This window comes from Candidatus Methylospira mobilis (assembly GCF_009498235.1).
Taxonomy (GTDB): Bacteria; Pseudomonadota; Gammaproteobacteria; order Methylococcales; family Methylococcaceae; genus Methylospira; species Methylospira mobilis.
Genome location: NZ_CP044205.1, coordinates 3,293,192 through 3,311,794, shown reverse-complemented (window position 1 = coordinate 3,311,794; position 18,603 = coordinate 3,293,192). Strand labels below are relative to the sequence as shown.

Sequence of the window (18,603 nt, the reverse complement as noted above, 5' to 3'; positions counted from 1 at the left end):
TGACTGCCTGAATAGTGCCGGGGCTAGCCTGGCAAATAAAACTGACCGCCCCTGATGCCGTGCAACGTCGATGCGAGCAAATCGACTTCCTCGCGCGTGTTGTACAGCGCCAGCGACGGGCGAACCGTGGTTTCCAGACCGAAACGGCGCAGAATGGGCTGAGCGCAATGATGTCCGGAGCGCACCGCAATCCCTTCGCGATTCAAAGTGGCCCCAATCTCTTCCGACTTGTATCCGTCCAGAACGAAAGACAGCACGCTGGCCTTGTTTTGCGCTGTACCGATCAAACGCAGGCCAGGAACTTCCTGTAATGCGCGCGTGGCGTAAACCAGTAGCTCATGTTCGTAGCGATTGATGTTATCGAGCCCCAGTTTTTGCACATACTCCAGCGCCGCTCCCAATCCGACTGCGTCGGCAATGTTGCCGGTGCCGGCTTCGAAGCGCGTCGGCGCGGTGTGATAACGCGTACGTTCGAAGGTGACATCCTCAATCATGTTGCCGCCGCCCTGCCAGGGTTGCGTCGCATTGAGCAAGTCCTTTTTACCGTAGAGCACGCCGATACCGGTCGGCCCGAATATTTTGTGTCCGGAGAAGACGAACCAGTCCGCATCCAGCGATTGCACGTCCGCGCGTATATGAGCGACCGATTGCGCGCCGTCGATCAGCACGCGCGCTCCATGCCTGTGTGCTATCGACACGACCGCCTCAGCCGGCGTTATCGTACCTAGGGCATTGGATACCTGAGTCACCGATACCAGTTTGGTGCGAGGGGTAAACAACCGTTCGTATTCCTCCAGCAGTATCTGCCCGCTGTCGTCCACCGGGATCACGCGCAGGCGTGCTCCGGTCTCGGCGGCCAGCTGCTGCCATGGCACGATATTGGCGTGGTGCTCCAGATGGCTGACGATAATCTCGTCATCCTTCTGGATGTTCTGCTTGCCCCAGCTTTTGGCAACCAGGTTGATGGCTTCGGTGGTGCCGCGCACAAACACGATTTCGTCTGCCGACCCGGCATTGATGAAGCCGCGAACAATTTCGCGGGCTATCTCATAGGCATCGGTCGCACGCGCAGCCAGCTCATGCGCTGCACGGTGGATATTGGAGTTTTCGTGCTGGTAAAAGTACGAAATCCGGTCGATCACCGCTTGCGGTTTATGCGTTGTCGCGGCATTATCCAACCAGACCAGCGGCTTTCCGTTAACGCGCTCCTGCAAAATAGGAAAATCGCGCCGCACCGACTGCACATCGAACGGCGTATGGGCGGAACCCAGCGCCGGCGACGCCAGCGCCCGCGAGGGGTCGCTCAACTGATCGACAAAGTAAAACGAAGACGACGCCTCCGGCAATGCGGCAGAAACCGGAAGCACTCCGCTGTCGACCGAACTTGCCGCATACAAATCGTTCAGCAAGGCTTCGTATTGATGAGCAACCGAGTCTGCCTTCGGCAAGCCGGCCTCAACCGGCAAGTCAAAACTTGCCGGAACCAGGGTAGCAGCAGCGCCCGGCGCGGCGCCAAGCTCGGCGCGTTCCCGGCCTCCTCCGGCTGACGGCGTTCCGGAAAACAGCTCCCCGGCCAAAGCCTGCAACTGTTCCAGTTGCAGTAGCGAGTCGGTATCGTAGGGACGCGGCGGTACGGATGAGGCAGGCGTCTCGATTAAAGCGCTGTTATTTATATTCATGATATTTGCCTACATCGACATCTTCCAAAACGGCAAGCGCGTCTTCCGTCAGCACCGCCAGCGAGCAGTACAGCGAGATGAGATAGGAAGCAATCGCGCGGTTGTCTATGCCTTTAAAGCGCACGGAAAGCCCCAGGCTTTGCTGTCCGGGCAGGTTCGGCTGATACAAGCCGACGACGCCCTGACGGCTTTCTCCGGTACGGAGCAGCAGAATGTTGGTTTTGCCGTTGGTCACCGCCAGCTTGTCGCTCGGAATCAACGGCAATCCGCGCCAGGTCAGAAACTGGGAGCCGAACAGGCTGGCTGTGGGGGGCGGCACGCCGCGACGGGTGGCTTCGCGGCCGAAAGCGGCGATGGCGGACGGGTGCGCCAGGAAGAACGCCGGTTCTTTCCAGACCTTGGAAATCAGCTCGTCCAGGTCATCCGGCGTCGGCGCTCCGGTTCTGGTCTTGATGTGCTGGCTGGGCGCGATGTTATGCAGCAAGCCGTATTCCTTGTTGTTGATCAGCTCGCTTTCCTGGCGCTCCTTGATGGTTTCTATGGTCAGGCGCAACTGCTCGCGCGTCTGATTATGCGGCGTGCTGTATAAGTCGGCCACACGCGTATGCACATCCAGTACGGTATTGACCGCGCTCAGGATATATTCGCGGCCCCATTCTTCGTAATCGACGAAGGTATTCGGCAGTTCGCGCTCGTCGCGTCCGGAGCAATCAACTGAAACCTTGCTGCCCTCCTTGACCTTGTTGACACGGTAGATGCCTGCTTCTACCGGCACCCAATGCAATAACTGTGTCAGCCAGCGCGGCGTAATCGCGCCGTATTGGGGTACGGTTTTGGTCGCATTGGCAAGGGTACGCGCCGCAGCATCGCTTAACGCCGTCTGAATTTCATTTTTTGCAGTCATATTCGTTCCTGTCGTTTGCTTGATCGCTGTCATAAACTAAAGCCGCCTGGGTTTACGTCACGGCATTGCGGGACATACCAGTCCCGCGCTATAAGTAACGCAGGTAACATGCCACGACTTAACCCCATGACTTATCTGATGCCGCAGGTAAAATTCATTAAATCTGGTGCTGCATTGCGAGCAAGGTTGCTGCCAGGCTGTTTCTGGAGAAGCAGTTATCCATATGTATTGGCATATCAGGATAATTTGGCGTAAATTCAATGCGGAACGAAACTGGAAAAAGGAGCGGCTTATGCGCAGTTGCTGCAAGCAAGTCAAAGAATTTGTTATATTCGGCAGGCAGCTGCATGCCGTCATCGTTCGCCTGTATGAAACACTCGGCGAGCATGCCGAACTGGAGCGGGTACGGATGCTGCTGGATTTTCTTCAGCGCCATGAACGTAACCTGGAAACCGCGCTTGCCCGGTTCGAAAAAAACAGTCGTGGCGGCATACTGGAAGCCTGGCTGGAATACTCGCCCAGCCTGAACGCAGGTCAAGTTCTCGACGACATCAAGCTGCCTGAAAAACCGTCGTCCGACGATATTTTCGCTGCAGCGCTAAAATTCGACGATACGTTGATCGAACTGTACCGGGAGCTCGCGGTAAAAGCAGCCGATCATAAGACCAGAGAAGTATTTCAAAACCTGCTGAAACTGGAAGAAGGTGAAAAAAACCAGATCGTGCGTGCGGCGTTAAGTTTGCAGGATATGTAATCCACGCAGTTTTAGTACCTTGGGTAATGCCTTTACGGGCTAACCCAGCGCAGGGAAGCCTTGAATTACACCTCAGGGATAGCGAGAAGGACATCGGCAAGTTTCATGGCCTGAACGCGCAGTTCCGGCACTGCGGTCGATTCCCATAGCATGCCTTTTTGCGGAGGTCCCAGGGTATAGAGTTTGTTCGAAGTTTCGCCGTCGCCACCAATCAAGGCGCCATCGGCATCGGCCATAAGCCCCAATGCCAGCGCATCGGTGCAAATCAGTTTTTGCTCAAGCAGGTTCTTTATCAAAGGCTGATCCAGTTTTCGGTAATCGCTTTCAGAACCCGCACAATTCACCACAGCATCGACCAGAACCTTATTATTTTCGGTCGCGTTGCGCACTTTAAGCGCGACTTCCACGCGTTCGCCTATCGTTTGATAATTGAGTATGCGTCCGACATGGCGTATCAACTGTCCTGACTGGAGCAATGCGTTCAACTGCCCGGCGATTTGCGGGGCAAGTCGGTGGCGGTGCAGATCCTAATACGGGCGTAGATGGCGCAGAAAGCGCCGCTGTTCGACAACGCTTAATGTTTTCCATAATCGCTGAGTGGAAGGGCGTAGCGCATCCATCGCATAACGCCAATTACAATCGCTGCCACGAATATAGGCGCGCAGCGTGTGCAGCCAGTTACGGACTGTCGGCCGCAGTAGATCCGAGTCTATGGAGAAATCCGCCGGCGGCGCCAATTTATGCGCTTTCGGCCATAAGCCGCGCCGCGAGAGCACGTGAATGGCACCTGCATATCCTGCTCTTTTCAGATTGATACACCAATCAGCCATGGTCAGGCCACTGCCGATGAGTAAACACGATTCGGTATTCAGCACCGCTTCATAGGCCTCCGGCAACCAGGGGTTTCCATAATAGCGCATGCTGTTGTAGAACCTAGGATCGGCCACCTTGGGGTTGCCGGGCGGAAAGTTACCCAAAGCCAGCACGATGCGATCGGCAAGCAGTTTTGCGCCGGAAGCCAATTGTAATTCGACGCCTTTCGAGTCAAGACGCACATCGACCACTTCGTCTATGACGCGTTGCAGACGCATCCCGGCAGCAGCGGTTTTATCCGCTTCTTCAAGTATTTGGCACAGATACTCGCCATAACTTCTGCGCGGCAGAAAAGCACTGGGAACTATCTCAGTGACCCAGGGGGGACACAACAGCTTTTTCTCGTTTTGCTGCGCCCATTTAAAAAAATGGCCGGGGTCTTCGGGAAACGCACTCATATTACCCGCAGGGACATTCAGTAGATGGCATGAGGCGGATGTGCTGTAAGCCACGCCTTTACCATACTGTTGTGGATTTCGTTCGACCAGGTAGACAGTAAGCGCATTCGTGGTTTTTTTTAGCAGATGGGCGGCTAATAAGGTGCCGCTGCATCCTGCGCCGACAATAGCAATGGAAGCTTGCGGGTTCGTCATGTCCACCTGTCGAAAGTTATGAGGGCATAATGATGAGTCAATTCAGCAAAAACGCTTCATAATGATCACGCAGATAATCCGGTAAAACTCAATATGAAAGGCATAGCCGCTTAATCCGGTCCGGGCGATGCATCCGAGCGCGCCGAGCCGGACGGCAATTCGCCGTATTGTAATAGCCGCGCCCTGACCACATTGCGGCTGATGCCCAGCAGGCGCGCCGTTTGCAACTGATTATTATGGCAATAATGGTAAGCGGCGCGCATGATCAGATGCTCGATCCTGGCGTAAAGATCGGGTGTGCCTTCTTCAAAAAAGGCAAGCAGTGCCTGTTCGAAAGGGTCGCTGTCGCTATCTTTTCTCGCGCAAAAACCGGAGCCTGACTCCAGTCTGCTCAAATGCAAATGGTTTACATCGATTTCATCGTTGCGGCAAACCAGCACGGCATGATGAACCACGTTCTCCAGCTCGCGAATGTTGCCCGGCCACGGGTGCAGCAGCAACGCGCGCTCCGCTGAAGGGGAAATCCCGATATCGGGAGCGCCCAGGCGATTGCCGTAGGTTTTCAGAAAATGCTTGACCAGCGGCATGATGTCGCCAGGACGTTTCCGTAACGGGAGCAGTTCGAGTATCGCAACATTGAGCCGGAAAAACAGGTCGCCGCGAAAACGGCCCGCTTCGACAGCTTCTTCGAGACGCACATTGGTTGCAGCAATCAGCCTGACATTAATAGGTCGCGCCTGACGCGAACCGACCGGCACCACTTCGCGTTCCTGCAGCACGCGCAGCAACTTGACTTGCGTCGCCAGCGGCAGATCGCCGATTTCGTCGAGAAACAAAGTTCCGCCGTTCGCTTCTTCGAACCAGCCGGCGCGAGAACTCAAAGCGCCGGTAAAAGCCCCTTTCTCATGGCCGAACAACTCACTCTCGACCAGACTATCGGTCAAGGCGCCGCAATTGACGGCGATAAAAGGCTCTTTGCGGCGACGGCTCAACTCATGCACATGCCGCGCTGTCAGTTCTTTCCCTGTTCCGGTTTCTCCGATAATCAATACATTGGCTTCACTGGGCGCAACCAGCCGGATGCGTTCGAGCAATTCGTTCGAGCGGCTGTCTTCAAACACCAACGCGGTCGCCCGGATTGACAGCGCCATTTCATGAGGATTCGGAAATGTTAGCAGCGGCATAATTCAACATACGAAGTGCAGGTATCTCAATATAAACGAGCGTATGCCGAGTTCAAATAACAGATTAAAAGACGCTTATAACAGAAACGAATAATAGTTGCTTCAGGAGCAGCATGTTACCCGCAGTCATTGCTTTTCTCGCAGCAATTCTTTCAAGTGTCAGGCAAACCGTTTTATGCAAATTCAATAAGATATGGAATGGCATACGAATTGCCGAGTATTTATGGCGATACCACCCAACGGTGGAAGGATAAGGAGGGCCGACATCTTGCAGGGATGCATTTCCCTACATCAGCTGGAGGACACCAGGTGTCTCTTATCAAGCGTTTTTTTCCGTATTTCAATTTTCCAAGTGAGGATACTAAAGTGGCCAAAATAGATAAACTGCTCATCGGTGAAGCCCTGGTAGGCGAAGGCAATGAGGTTGCCCATATCGACTTGCTGCTGGGACCGCGCGGTTCAGCTGCCGAGTCGGCTTTTGCGCATGCGCTCGTGAACAATAAAGACGGTTTTACCGCGCTGCTGGCCGTAGTCGCACCCAATCTCGCCGTTAAACCCAACACTATCCTCTATAACAAGGTCACCATCAAAAACGGTAAACAGGCTGTGCAGATTTTCGGACCGGCACAGCGCGGCGTAGCGCTGGCGGTTGCCGATTCGGTAGAGGACGGCACCATACCGGCCGCTGAAGCCGAGGACATATTTATTTCCGTAGGCGTATTTATACACTGGCTGGCGGAAGACGACGCCAAAATCCAGGATTACAACTATGAAGCAACGCGTTTGGCCATCAAACGCGCAGTAACAGGGGAGCCCCGGGTAGCGGAAGTGCTCGCGCAAAAAACCATTGCCGACCATCCGTTCCAGGCCCACAAGTAGTATAGCCGGCCGCGCTCTTCCTCATACGTCGGGCGCGGCCCCCATCGGTCTCATCTTTCCTCATTTGGACGCCTGCCTCCCCCATCAGGCAGGTTTTTTTGTTTCCGCTCCCGTTCAATCCCGCCGCGCACAAGCAGTTAATTCACTACGGAAAGCGCCGATATCTTCGCACGGGCGCAGCAGCAGGAAATAGGCATTTCAATAAGCCTCAGCTACAATATGGACGCGGAAAGGCGGATAAAGCGTTCTTTTGCCTTTCTTTCCCGATAACATTCAACCTGCTGACATGCGATGAGTCGATCTGGCATTACCGATTGGATATTACGCTTTCTTGCCCTGACTATGCTCATCATTGTTACCGGATGGCTGGCGCTCAGTCTGGCCCTGCCTCCCGGTTACGCCAGCCCGATCTGGCCGCCGGCCGGGATAGCGCTTGCCGCGCTGTTGATGTGGGGTCGGAAACAGTGGCCTGCGGTATGGATAGGCACTTATGCATTGAACCTGTGGATACTGGGCAATCACCCAGGCGGAAATGCAGGCAACGACCTGTTCTTTGTCGCTGCCGGAGAAGCCACCGGCAGCACGCTACAGGCGCTGGTGGGCGCCTGGCTGACGCTACGCTGGGTTCATCCCGGCGTTCCGAAATTGTCTACGCCGCGCGCCATCCTGCTGTTCGCCGTCTTGACCGGGCCTTTGGCTTGTCTGATCGCTCCTTCGGCAGGAATAGCCAGCCTGATGCATTTCAATACCCTTCCGGCATCCATGGCCGCCCTGATTTGGTGGAACTGGTGGGTAGGCGACACCTTAAGCGCGGTAATCATCGCGCCGATCATGTTTTGCCTGTTTGCCAAGCCGCGCGATTTCTGGCTTCCGCGGCTTTTAACAGTGGCATTGCCGCTGGCGGGCAGTCTGGCGGTACTGATTTCCATTTTCATCTTTATCTTTCGCACCGGAGAATCCAACATTCAGGCGCAATTCAATAACGAAGCCACGCGCTTTGCCAATGCTATTACCGAAAACGTCGATCGCACCATTGACGCCAGCGTCACCGTTGCCCCCCCCAAAAGATCCGAGTTCGCAGCGTTCACCAGCGGAATACTCCAGCGCAACCCTGAAATCCAGATGCTGGAATGGATCCCGCGCATTACTCGCGAGCAACGCGGACGGTTTGAACAATCGGTGCGGGCGGAGGGCTACAAAGATTTCAGTATCAAGGATCAGGCTCCGGGCGATGCTCTGGTCCCGGCAGCGGACAGGAAAGAATATTTCCCTGTGCTTTTCATGGAACCGATGACGGTAAACCCGCAAGCGCTTGGCTTCGATATGGCTTCCGAGCCTATCCGGCGCCAGACCCTGGAAACGGCGCAGGCCAGCGGCAAACCCGTCGTATCGCAACGTATCGATACCCTGCCTGGCGAACCCGACCTGCACTACCGGGTATTGATGGTAACGCCGGTTTACGATGATTTACCCCATACAAGCCAGAAAAATCTGATCGGATTCACGGTCGCCAGCGTGCGATTGGATCGTCTGGTCGAAACCGCCCTGACCGAATTTGACTGGCGCGGACTTCATCTCACCATCAGCGACTCAAGCGCACCCCCGGAAACAGCGGATCTTTTCCGTGAAGACCGCAACTGGAACGAAGCGGCCGATTTCCATCTGCATAACTGGCAGAAAACGCTGACTGTCGCCGATCGTACCTGGCGTCTGACCATTTCGCCCGACGCCGATTTCGTCTCCCGGCACAGCGCCTGGCTGCCATGGGTCACTCAGGCCAACGGTTTGGCCCTTGCCTGCATATTGACCTTTTACTTATTGATGATCACCGGGCGAACCGCCCATATTCAGGCCATCGTCACCGAGCGCACCGCCAGCCTGGAAGCAGCGAACAAGCAGCTCAAACTGGCCGCGCGCGTTTTTACCGAAGCGCGCGAAGGCATCATCATTTCCGATGCGGACGGTATGATCGTCGACGTCAACCCCACTTTCAGTGAAATTACCGGCTACAGCCGCGAAGAAGCCATCGGTCAAACCACGCATATATTGAAATCGGACGGACAAAACCCGGAAATCTATGCGCAGATATGGAAAACACTGACGCAGCAGGGGCATTGGCAAGGCGAATTATGGAATCGCAAAAAAAGCGGCGAGCTTTATGCCGAGTTGCTCAGTTTTTCGGCTTTGCGCGACGAAAAAGGACAGATACGCAATTTTATCGGCCTGTTTTCCGATATTACGCCGCTCAAACAGCAGCAGCAGGCGCTGGAACTGCTGGCTTACCACGACCCGCTTACCAACCTGCCCAACCGCACCTTGTTCGAGGACCGTTTTACGCAGGCGATTGCGCGCTGCAATCGCGACAAATCGTTGCTTGCCATCTGCTACATGGATCTTGACGGCTTCAAGCAGGTCAACGACCAAATGGGGCACGAAGCAGGAGATCAGCTGCTGATAGAAGTATCCCAGCGCCTCGTCGCCAGCCTGCGCGAAGGCGATACGGCGGCGCGGCTGGGTGGAGACGAGTTTGCGCTGCTGATCAATATTTGTAACGACCCGCAATCGAAAACACATGAACCCGCAATCAGCGCATCGGCAAACCCAGATTAAGTGAGAATGAAAATAGCGCTCGACCCACATTATTTGAGAATGAGCCCGCAATCAACCGCACCGACCTGCAATCAACCGCGACCAACCCACATTATTTGAGAATGACCGCTGCACCCAAAAACGGCAGGCGGCGCTCAAATTCCTCCCTGACGCCAGTCAAGAAAACGAGGGTTTTTTTAACATCATTCGGCGTGCGATTATCCATCATATTGGCAGCCCTGCCTTCAACATCTTTTCACGCAACTCACTCGTGCGTACTGGATCGAGTGTCTGGGTGAACAGCGCCCTGATTTCTGCCGGCTTGACGTCGAACTGCTCCGCCAGATCCTTGATACGGTAGCCGTTGCGCGTCAGTGTCGCTTCAATATCGTCTGAATGACGCGTCAATACGGTATTGACGATCTCAACGGAGACAGGCCTTTCGCCGGTTTGGTAACCTGCAGTCAAGGCTTGAGTCAGGTAGTCCTCTATCTGTAACGGCGTGCGCAACTTGCTGGACAGTAGGTAGATCGCGTCTTCAGATAGGATGGACTCCGCTTCTACCTGGCCTTCAGTGCACGTTTCAAGCAGCCAATAGATATATTCGCGCTGGCTGCCGGTGATGCCGTCCAGGGAGAAGAGTGTGGTGCGGTGACCAATTTCCTCCATCGTGGGCCGACGTAGATCGTTCCTCAGTTTGGGGTGGCCGGCGAGTACCACCGACAGTCGACCGCCGCCACCGCCACTCCGCGCAAGCTCAATCAGGCGTTTCAAGCTGGTCAAAGTGTAGGTGTTCAGGTCGTGTGCTTCATCAATGAACAGGGCGACGGGGCGTTTTCGTTTTTTTATCAGTTCGTGCAACTGCCTGTCACGGGTCTCGATGTCGGTCGGCACACGCATTTGTTTATCGCCAGACAGGTCGTAGAACAGCGCCGTAACCAGGGTCGATAGTTTGATGGCGCGCTTGTCGATGGCAAAGGACTGCGACACGATGACGTGCTTTTCCTCTTCCAGCGCCTGCCGAATACGCTCCAGCATGACGGTCTTGCCGATGCCGATCACGCCGGACAAAGCCACCAGCCGACCATCGAGGATAGCGCCGCGAATATCGCTCATTAACTGCTGGTTATGACTGGTTTCGTAGTAGCCTGCCTGATTCAATGGCACCGTCAGGCCGTAATGTTTCATCACGTCAACCCGCATGGTTTGTCTCCCTTTTTCTTGTTGCGTCGAAAGTAATCGCGCACGCGCTCCAGCACGATACGGCGCACGAGCGTTTCGCTCAGCACCTGGTCGATAAATGACCGATCTTCTGGTGGTAGCTTCGCCAACGGTTGCGCGAGATCGTCAGCGATGGCGAGTTTGGCCGCAATGACGCTGGGAAAGTGATACTCATGTGCTTCGGCATTAAAAGGCTGTTTCGGTATCGGCGCTGCCGCAGCTGCCGTCGGCGGTGAAAGTCTCACATCGTTGCCAGACAGTGCGGCGATAGGCAGACCCAGCTGATCGGCCAGGGCGCGGATATGATCGGCGCGTTCATCTGCTTTGCCCCGTTTGAAGCTGCGGTACCGGTGTAGCGGGATCGGGCCGGACACGGGATGATAAGGGCCGAAGCGTTCACCTTTGAACTCGACATACAGCTCGTCGTCGAACAAGCCCCACAGTAACACCACACGCTCGCCCGCCATGTCTGGCTCTACTTCATACTCGGTGCCGCCAACGCTGAGGCGGGCGTCGATGCCGACCTTGCGCCGTTCCGGCTCGCGGGCGAAACGGCAGAACTGTTCCCAGGCGCACATCTCGCGCACGCCTTCCGACGGCAGATTCTTCAGCCAGTCGTCCATCAGCGTGTGGGGTTCGGAGCGATGCCGGCGCGCATTATGGATATGGATCAGATGACGCAACAGCCACTCGTTGGCCTGCCGCTCGGTTTCCGGCTTGTGGAAGTGATACAGCGTCTCATAGGCTTCCTTGAGGGTGCGAAAGGCGCGCTCAACTTTGCCTTTTGATCGAGCCGTGGTACGCCTGCCGTCTTTCCCTGCCGGCATATGCGTTTGCCACTCAATGCCCAGTGCCAGCATGACGTTCTGGAATACCCGGCTCTTGGCGACCGGGCCATTGTCTAAATAAATCATTTTTGGCATCCCTTGAAAGGGAAACGCCGCATCGGCTTTCGGCGCCATTGCGTTGAACAGGAAGCGCAAAGCGGATTCTGCATCCTCACCATAGACGCAGCGGTATTCCTGATAGTTCACGCCGCTACGGTCATCCACCACGCTAAACAGCATGAGCGTCGGCTGGCCCTTCGAAGGATCAACCCATTCAGGCTTGTCGATATGCTTGAGATCGGAAGGCGACATATCGAACTGCCAACAATCGTTGCTGCATTCGGCCTGGAAACGCACGGCGGCAGGCTCGCGCGTCAGGCGTGGCTGATCCAGATGCCACAAGGACAGGTACCGGTTTACAGTCGTGCGTGTCAGTAGTCCTTTGGGTGCTCGCACCAAACCCAATGCGGTCTCAACGCCGTAGTCCTCTAACAGCCCAATAGCACGCCGGGTGGACAGATGCCGACCGTTCTTATTCGTCGTGCGCAATTTAAGTGCGGCAACCAACTCGCAGTAGCGCTCCAGTTCAGACGCTTGCAGTATGCGCGGCTTACCGTGGTCGGCACGGTGCGCTGCGTGTGGTCTGTTGAATTCGGTTAATGCCCGGTAGACCGTCGCAATCGAAACACCGTACAGTGTGGCGACAGCAGCGATTTGATTCGCGCGCTCGGAACTCTTGCGGGGTAAACGATCAAGCCGCTGCCGCAATTGCAGCAGGGAATCAATGGGTATTTGCTTATGCCGCGTGAATGGCGTCGGCATCGGCTTCCGCCAAATAGCTATACAGCGTTGGTTTTGAGATGCCCATCATCCGGCAGAGCTCATCAATACTGTGCTGGCGTTCATGGTAAAGGCGAATGGCGAGTTGCCGCTTATTGGAATCCAGCGCCTTAGGACGTCCGCCGGTTCGTCCTCTCGCCCTGGCGGCTGACAGTCCTGCCTGGGTGCGTTCGCGGATCAGGTTGCGCTCGAATTCAGCCAGCGCGCCAAACAGATGAAACACCAGTTTACCGCCGCTACTGCCGGTGTCGATATTTTCCTGCAGGCTTTTGAGTGCAACCCCGCGCTTCTCAAGCTTCTCGACCAAGGCAATCAGGTCTTTGAGGGAGCGCCCCAGCCGATCCAACCGCCAGACCACCAGCGTGTCGCCGTCACGCAGCACATCCAGAGCGGTCAGCAGACCGGGGCGCTCCGCCTTGGCCCCACTTTCCTTGTCTTCATACTGTTTGGAACAGCCGGCCTGCGTGAGCGCGTCGTGCTGCAGGTCAAGGTTCTGATCATCAGTAGAAATCCTGGCATAACCAATAAGCATTACACTACTCATGCGTCGGTGATGGAAAAAAGGGCGGGGCGGCATGGCTGAGTTGTAAATAAACTCGTGTGAAGGAAGTATAAATTAAAGTTGTATTCCTTACCGAATTTATTTACTGGTTTTGGGCTGTTTTACGATGATCTGTATGGTTGCCGGAAACAGTAAGGAAAACCCTCGTTTTCTTGACTGGCGTCAGGGAGGAATTTGAGCGCCGCCTGCCGTTTTTGGGTGCAGCGGTCATTCTCAAATAATGTGGGTTGGTCGCGGTTGATTGCAGGTCGGTGCGGTTGATTGCGGGCTCATTCTCAAATAATGTGGGTCGAGCGCTATTTTCATTCTCACTTAATCTGGGTTTGCCGATGCGCTGATTGCGGGTTCATGTGTTTTCGATTGCGGGTCGTTACAAATATTCATTCGAAACTGCATTGCGAAAACATACTCTCCCGCATACACAAGAGCCTGGCGCAGCCTTATTCGATCAACAGCGAGCAGGCCATCATCGCCGCCAGCAGCGGCATTACCATTTATCCGGTGGATAGCGCCGATAACGAGACCTTGTTACGCCATGCCGATCACGCCATGTATCAGGCCAAACAAAGTGGACGCAACCGTTATTTGTTTTTCGATACCGATCAGGATCAACAATTGCAAAGTCGTCGCGAGCTGCTGGATTCGATAGAGGATGCCGTTACCCGGCATGAACTGCGCCTGTACTACCAGCCCCAGGTCAATATCAATACCGGCGCCATCGTAGGTATGGAGGCGCTGATACGCTGGCAGCACCCCGAGCGCGGCCTGCTGCAGCCCATGGAGTTTTTACCGCTGCTGGAAGGCAGCGAGCAGGAATATATCGTCGGCAGCTGGGTCATTGAGGAAGCGCTGCAGCAATTGCACCAGTGGCGAAACGAGGGGTTGGATATCAATATGGGGGTTAACATCTCGCCGCGCCTGCTGCACCGTAACACCTTCATCAATCAGCTGGGCCAGACGCTGGCAAAATTCCCGGATATTCAATCGCGCTGGCTGGAACTGGAAATTCTGGAAAGCAGTGCGATGGACAATCTGCAGGCGGCCAAGAATATCGTCTGGCTATGCAGCAACGCCCTCGGCGTGCAGTTTGCGCTGGACGATTTCGGTACCGGCTATTCGTCGCTCAGCCATTTACGCCATCTGCCGGTCAGCTCCATCAAGATCGACCAAAGCTTCGTGCGCGACATGCTGGAAGATCCTCACGATTTTTCCATCGTCGAAGGCGTAATCGGCATCAGCAAGGCTTTTGGGCACAGAGTCGTAGCCGAAGGCCTGGAAACCGAAGCGCACGGCCTTGCGTTTCTGGCGATGGGCGGTACTTATGCGCAAGGCTACTGCATCGCCAGGCCGATGCCGGCCGATGAAGTGCCTCCATGGTGCAAAACATGGCAGCCTTTTGACTCATGGAAAAAATTCGATATTAAAAACTCGTAGGGCGATCATGCCGGCATTTATCCATAGCGCCGCTCGAATTCGCGCATGAACTCTATCAATACATCGACGCCTTCTTCCGGCATCGCGTTGTAGATACTGGCGCGAAAATCGCCGACGGAACGATGTCCTTCCAGGTTAATAAGACCTTCGCGTACGGAATCCTTCAGAAACCGCTCCTCCAGCTCCGTATCGGCGATACGGAAAGGCACGTTCATGCGCGAGCGGCAAGCGAGGCCTATCGGATTGCTGTACAGTGACGACCGGTCAATGGCCGCGTACAGCTTTGCGCTTTTGCGTATATTCTTTTGTTCCAGCGCCGCGATGCCGCCCTGTTCCTTCAGCCACTCCAGCACCAGTCCCAGCATATACCAGTTATAGGTAGGCGGCGTGTTCAACATGGATGCATTATTCGCCTGCTTGGTGTAATCGAAAACGGAAGGCGTTATCGAATTTGCACGGCCCAGCAAATCCTCGCGCACTATCACAACGGTAATACCGGCTGGGCCGATATTTTTCTGTGCGCCTGCATAAATGAGTCCGAAACGGCTGACATCCACTGGTCGCGATAAAATATTCGAGGACATATCCGATACCAGCGTCAATGCACCGACATCGGGGATCTGCTGGAATTCAACGCCCCCTATGGTTTCGTTGGCGGTGTAGTGCACATAGGCCGCATTCGAATCGAGCAGCCATTGCTCCGGCTGAGGAATCTTCGTGTAGCTTTCGGCGCGCCCGGTTGCGACCACATGAACCTCGCCGTAACGTAACGCTTCCGCAGCCGCCTTTTCAGACCAGACGCCGGTTAACAAATAGGCGGTTTTTGCCTTATCTCCCATCAAATTCAATGGAACGGCGGAAAATTGCCCGGTTGCGCCGCCCTGTAAGAACAATATCCTGTAGTCGGCAGGCACATCCAGCAGTTCGCGGAAATCGGCTTCGGCCTTTTCGGCGATGGCGGTATAAACCTGGCTTCTATGACCCATTTCCAAAACGGAAATACCGGCGCCATGCCAGTCGAGAAGCTCTTCCTGCGCCCTTTGCAGCACGGTGCCAGGCAACATGGAAGGTCCTGCGCCGAAATTGTAGATTTTTGTCATTTATTACGTTCCCTATACACATTGAGCGATCAAAACATATAAGCCGCTGATTATATCATTACAAGAAGATTTTCTTTGATTGCTCTTTCCGGCAATTGTCAGACGGATTTCTCAATAACTGCTGATTGACAAGCCATTAATTCGCAATGAAGATGCGTGACGCGCAGCTATTTTCTCAGTACGAAGCTACATCCTTTAAAATCATAACCCTGCCTAACGGTGCAATAATTGAAGTTAATCCGGCAGCATGTTGACACCTGCATAGTTGGACGGGCTGACAGGAATCCCGCCGCCTTTTTTTATGATTTTCCGGCAATGCCAACCACTGTGAGGAGAGACGATATGAATGGCGGCATTTGCAAGTTCTCGCCGGGTTGGAACCGGAGTTTCAATAGCCTTCAAAAGGCGGCGCAACTCCTCGGTGTTATCCTCCGGTTCTTTGAGTCCGCTAAACAGAATAACAAACTCGTTTCCGCCCGAACGCGCGACGGTATCGTTGCCGCGAACCACTTTCAGCAGGCGTTGCGTGATTTCGCGCAACAAATAATCGCAGGCATCATGCCCCATGCGGTCATTCACCTGCTTGAACCCATCGGGATCGAGATAATAAAGCGCGGCAGATGGCAATTTTTTCCCGGTCGGCAAGCAACATCTGATTGGGGAACCCTGTTAACGGATCATATTGGGCGCTATGCTGTAAATTGTTCAGTTGCTGGATCAAATCGGCGATGTTTGCAAAAAGGCCTAGCTAGTTGCTGACCTCGCCCTGATCGTTTTTGATGGGTGACAATGTCAGCTATCGATTTCTATCCCACCCTGTGTTTGTGCGACTCCCTATTTCACCGCTCCAATGCCCGGATAGCCTCGGTTACGCCATGAGATGATTTACTTTGCCTTCCATTCTTGGATTCGATGACCTCGGACATAGATTTAATGTGTTCGGCATGATGCGCATACCATAACCTCGAAGTTCGGATGCGGAGCGTAGTCCGTTGCAACAACGCTCAGTCAGGTTCGAGCGCAGGTGTAAGGAAATTCATTATCTGCTCTACTAAAAATGTCGATGCTTCTTCCGGCACAAAATGGCCGCTATCTTCAGCAATGACTCCCTTGAGGTTATCCGCCTTTGGCCGCATTGCTTTAAAAAGCTTATCCGAAACCCCGTATCGCCCTGCAATAGTAAGAATTGGCATGGTGAATTTTTTGTCTACATAGGTCGAAACAAACCTTGCATCTTCCGGCAATGCGCGGTAGTAATTAAACCCGGCAGTCATTCCTCCCGGACTGGCATAGTGCTTAGCATACTCGTCGATTGCGCGTGGAGTGATTGCATCTTTATGATGCGCCCACTTCCTCATCTGCGCTGAAATATATTCCCGCTCTCGATTTTTAGTCAGCATTTCCGGGAAATCCGCGGCCATATGAAATCCATAGTGCCACATTCCGCCCTTTGCAGCGTCCATGTTCTCACTTCCAGGAGGCATGCAATCCACCAGGATAAGTTTTGTTACCAGTTCGGGATGTAACAGACTTAGCACATACGCCACTTTCCCTCCCATATCGTGGCCCACGACGAATGCCGAACCTGCTCCATTCCGCTTAATCAACTCTGCAATGTCGTTGGCGATGGTCTGTTTGTCATATCCCGTTCGAGTTTTTTCTGAAAGCCCTAAACCGCGTAAATCCGGAGCAACAACTGTAAATTTACCGGCAAGCACAGGAATAGTGTTATTCCACTCGTACCAGGTCTGCGGCCAGCCATGAAGAAGAATGAGCAACGGCCCCTGTCCCATCTTTACATAATGCATACGCATGCCGTTCACATGCGTGAATTCACTCTTTGCGCCTTCAGGCAAAGCGGCGGCGTTGAACGAGAGAGTTGAGCACAACAGGGCTAATAAAGTCAGGGATATGAGTTTCTTCATTTTATTCAGGCTGGATTGTATATGTCTCACTATGAAAAGGCTAACCGGTCATGGCGCAAGGGGCGTCCCCTGGCATGCAGGCGCTTGCCTTGCGTCATGCCCGGTTTCCCTCACCCAGTCCGCTCCCGTGCCATACGGACTGGAGCACAGTCCGGCTAGGCTAGGCGGCGTGAAGCAAGCTTTGCAAAACTCCGCGCTCTTCCCGGCGGGAGAGGGGTTAGGCATTCGCTCCGCGATTTGCGCGGGTACGCTACGCGGATAAATGGCTATTCTACAGGCAAGCCTCCATTCCGCTGCACATTCAAAAAACGGAAAACGCCATCTCATCCCCTGTTCAGGATTGTACCTGCTCATTAGGACGCACGGCAATGAAACCGAGTTTTTAATATATATCGCGCAAATATTATCCATAAAATGGGTAATGATACTGCCGGAATAAATCAGAGGTTCCGTAGGGAATTTCCTATTATTTTGTAAATGTTTTCCTATTATTTTTAAGCGATTGTCCAATTGATAATTTATTGTTTTTAATGGAAACTGAGCGTCAATCCTGGTTTTGGGTGGTTGGAGAAGAAGTTTTCAAGTCCTCCTCGTAAACTTGGCGAATATGTGTATTAGAGGTATTGGCATCATGAACGTTGATAAGTATGCACTTAATCGGGGCTCTTCTGGAGTATTAGTGGACTCTTATTCGCATGTTGATGGGGGTATGCCTTTTATTGCCTGGAGCGAGTTTCTTTCCGTGGGATTAACGGAAGTTGATGAACAGCATGAAAAGGTAGTGCAACTGATAAATGAACTGCACGATTGTATACGAAGGGGTGGCGCAGACATTGTAGCCAGGGTTTTAGGGCGGATAATCAAATCCATCGCTTTCAATTTTACGACCGAAGAAGGTCTTATGATGCAGCATGGATTTATCTATTCGTCAGCTCATTTAGATGAACATGGAAGGTTTATTGAAAAGGCTGTTGATTTGCAGAACAGGTTTTACACTGAGCGTGCCGATATAGCAACGGAGGCTATGCTGTTGGTCGATGATTGGCTATATCAACACCTAATGGTGTCGGATAAAATACTGGGAAGGCATATTAATGCCCAGGCACGCTTGACGTGTCCGGTTGGTGTTGTACGCATGCAATCCGTGCATTGAAGGCAGGGAAAGTCCAGAATTATTGGATGTTGTTGTTAAGGCTTGATAAGTTTACTTGTTTTTGCATAAAAATGTTTCCTTGGGTA

The 18,603-nt window shown here is 53.8% G+C and carries 16 protein-coding genes; 5 read left to right on the top strand and 11 right to left on the bottom strand.

The annotated features are described in order from the left end of the window. Positions 1-23: 23 nt before the first annotated feature. Together F6R98_RS15090 and F6R98_RS15085 are read right to left on the bottom strand one after the other, a co-directional pair. Positions 24-1,679: a family 2A encapsulin nanocompartment cargo protein cysteine desulfurase gene (locus F6R98_RS15090; RefSeq protein ID WP_153249752.1), complete on the bottom strand. Its 1,656-nt coding sequence runs from the start codon at positions 1,677-1,679 to the stop codon at positions 24-26. Beyond that, positions 1,666-2,583, bottom strand: a complete 918-nt coding sequence (locus F6R98_RS15085; RefSeq protein WP_153249751.1) for a family 2A encapsulin nanocompartment shell protein — start codon at positions 2,581-2,583, stop codon at positions 1,666-1,668. Before F6R98_RS15085 ends, F6R98_RS15090 begins: the two co-directional genes overlap by 14 nt. Before the next feature lie 292 nt (positions 2,584-2,875). On the opposite strand from F6R98_RS15085, the gene F6R98_RS15080 reads away from it, so the two are divergent. Further along, entirely contained in the window at positions 2,876-3,337 is a 462-nt protein-coding gene (locus F6R98_RS15080) for a ferritin family protein (RefSeq protein ID WP_153249750.1), read from the top strand. Positions 3,338-3,402: 65 nt separating this feature from the next. On the opposite strand, the gene F6R98_RS22125 is transcribed toward F6R98_RS15080, so the two are convergent. The 3 genes from F6R98_RS22125 to F6R98_RS15070 form a co-directional block, all read right to left on the bottom strand. Further along, a complete protein-coding gene (locus F6R98_RS22125; protein ID WP_228124898.1) occupies positions 3,403-3,822 on the bottom strand; it encodes an FAD/NAD(P)-binding protein in 420 nt (139 codons plus the stop codon). 42 nt (positions 3,823-3,864) lie between these two features. Continuing rightward, a complete protein-coding gene (locus tag F6R98_RS15075; RefSeq protein WP_228124897.1) occupies positions 3,865-4,803 on the bottom strand; it encodes an FAD/NAD(P)-binding protein in 939 nt (312 codons plus the stop codon). Between the two features lie 110 nt (positions 4,804-4,913). After that, entirely contained in the window at positions 4,914-5,987 is a 1,074-nt protein-coding gene (locus F6R98_RS15070; RefSeq protein ID WP_153249749.1) for a sigma-54 interaction domain-containing protein, read from the bottom strand. A 366-nt stretch (positions 5,988-6,353) separates the two neighbouring features. Here F6R98_RS15070 and fae point away from each other — a divergent pair, with 366 nt between their 5' ends. Both fae and F6R98_RS15060 read left to right on the top strand, forming a co-directional pair. Beyond that, on the top strand, positions 6,354-6,866 hold the full coding sequence (gene fae / locus F6R98_RS15065) for a formaldehyde-activating enzyme (RefSeq protein WP_153249748.1): 513 nt from the start codon (positions 6,354-6,356) through the stop codon (positions 6,864-6,866). Between the two features lie 291 nt (positions 6,867-7,157). Further along, positions 7,158-9,476, top strand: coding sequence for a CHASE domain-containing protein (locus F6R98_RS15060; RefSeq protein ID WP_153249747.1), 2,319 nt, complete (start codon positions 7,158-7,160; stop codon positions 9,474-9,476). A gap of 204 nt (positions 9,477-9,680) precedes the next feature. Here F6R98_RS15060 and F6R98_RS15055 read toward each other — a convergent pair whose 3' ends face one another. Genes F6R98_RS15055 through F6R98_RS15045 form a run of 3 tightly spaced genes read right to left on the bottom strand, consistent with a single transcriptional unit; the run spans position 9,681 to position 12,875 of the window. Further along, a complete protein-coding gene (locus F6R98_RS15055) occupies positions 9,681-10,658 on the bottom strand; it encodes an ExeA family protein (RefSeq protein WP_153247651.1) in 978 nt (325 codons plus the stop codon). Further along, positions 10,643-12,295, bottom strand: coding sequence for an IS481 family transposase (locus F6R98_RS15050; RefSeq protein WP_228125217.1), 1,653 nt, complete (start codon positions 12,293-12,295; stop codon positions 10,643-10,645). The genes F6R98_RS15055 and F6R98_RS15050 overlap by 16 nt, the downstream gene beginning before the upstream one ends. A gap of 4 nt (positions 12,296-12,299) precedes the next feature. Beyond that, positions 12,300-12,875 carry a recombinase family protein gene (locus F6R98_RS15045; RefSeq protein ID WP_153247653.1) on the bottom strand — a complete coding sequence of 192 codons (576 nt, stop codon included), beginning with the start codon at positions 12,873-12,875 and terminating at the stop codon, positions 12,300-12,302. A 390-nt stretch (positions 12,876-13,265) separates the two neighbouring features. On the opposite strand from F6R98_RS15045, the gene F6R98_RS15040 reads away from it, so the two are divergent. Continuing rightward, the gene (locus F6R98_RS15040) at positions 13,266-14,339 is read left to right on the top strand and encodes a putative bifunctional diguanylate cyclase/phosphodiesterase (RefSeq protein ID WP_194269965.1); all 1,074 of its coding nucleotides are present in this window, start codon (positions 13,266-13,268) and stop codon (positions 14,337-14,339) included. Between the two features lie 17 nt (positions 14,340-14,356). Here the strand turns inward: F6R98_RS15040 and serC are convergent, their stop codons facing one another. The 3 genes from serC to F6R98_RS15025 all read right to left on the bottom strand — a co-directional run bounded on the left by serC (position 14,357) and on the right by F6R98_RS15025 (position 17,364). Further along, the gene (gene serC / locus F6R98_RS15035; protein ID WP_153249745.1) at positions 14,357-15,439 is read right to left on the bottom strand and encodes a 3-phosphoserine/phosphohydroxythreonine transaminase; all 1,083 of its coding nucleotides are present in this window, start codon (positions 15,437-15,439) and stop codon (positions 14,357-14,359) included. A gap of 234 nt (positions 15,440-15,673) precedes the next feature. Continuing rightward, positions 15,674-16,084 (bottom strand): diguanylate cyclase domain-containing protein, encoded by a 411-nt coding sequence (locus tag F6R98_RS15030; RefSeq protein ID WP_194269964.1) that lies wholly within the window; start codon positions 16,082-16,084, stop codon positions 15,674-15,676. Positions 16,085-16,443: 359 nt separating this feature from the next. Beyond that, a complete protein-coding gene (locus tag F6R98_RS15025; protein WP_153249743.1) occupies positions 16,444-17,364 on the bottom strand; it encodes an alpha/beta fold hydrolase in 921 nt (306 codons plus the stop codon). Between the two features lie 631 nt (positions 17,365-17,995). Here F6R98_RS15025 and F6R98_RS15020 point away from each other — a divergent pair. After that, complete coding sequence (locus F6R98_RS15020; RefSeq protein ID WP_194269963.1) at positions 17,996-18,517, top strand: bacteriohemerythrin; 522 nt, start codon at positions 17,996-17,998, stop codon at positions 18,515-18,517. Positions 18,518-18,603: the final 86 nt, after the last annotated feature.

Coding starts and splice junctions, on each gene's coding strand:
- F6R98_RS15090 (WP_153249752.1), bottom strand. CDS start 1,679: ATGAATATAAATAACAGCGCTTTAATCGAGACGCCTGCCTCATCCGTA.
- F6R98_RS15085 (WP_153249751.1), bottom strand. CDS start 2,583: ATGACTGCAAAAAATGAAATTCAGACGGCGTTAAGCGATGCTGCGGCG.
- F6R98_RS15080 (WP_153249750.1), top strand. CDS start 2,876: ATGCGCAGTTGCTGCAAGCAAGTCAAAGAATTTGTTATATTCGGCAGG.
- F6R98_RS15075 (WP_228124897.1), bottom strand. CDS start 4,803: ATGACGAACCCGCAAGCTTCCATTGCTATTGTCGGCGCAGGATGCAGC.
- F6R98_RS15070 (WP_153249749.1), bottom strand. CDS start 5,987: ATGCCGCTGCTAACATTTCCGAATCCTCATGAAATGGCGCTGTCAATC.
- F6R98_RS15060 (WP_153249747.1), top strand. CDS start 7,158: ATGAGTCGATCTGGCATTACCGATTGGATATTACGCTTTCTTGCCCTG.
- F6R98_RS15055 (WP_153247651.1), bottom strand. CDS start 10,658: ATGCGGGTTGACGTGATGAAACATTACGGCCTGACGGTGCCATTGAAT.
- F6R98_RS15045 (WP_153247653.1), bottom strand. CDS start 12,875: ATGCTTATTGGTTATGCCAGGATTTCTACTGATGATCAGAACCTTGAC.
- serC (WP_153249745.1), bottom strand. CDS start 15,439: ATGACAAAAATCTACAATTTCGGCGCAGGACCTTCCATGTTGCCTGGC.
- F6R98_RS15025 (WP_153249743.1), bottom strand. CDS start 17,364: ATGAAGAAACTCATATCCCTGACTTTATTAGCCCTGTTGTGCTCAACT.
- F6R98_RS15020 (WP_194269963.1), top strand. CDS start 17,996: ATGAACGTTGATAAGTATGCACTTAATCGGGGCTCTTCTGGAGTATTA.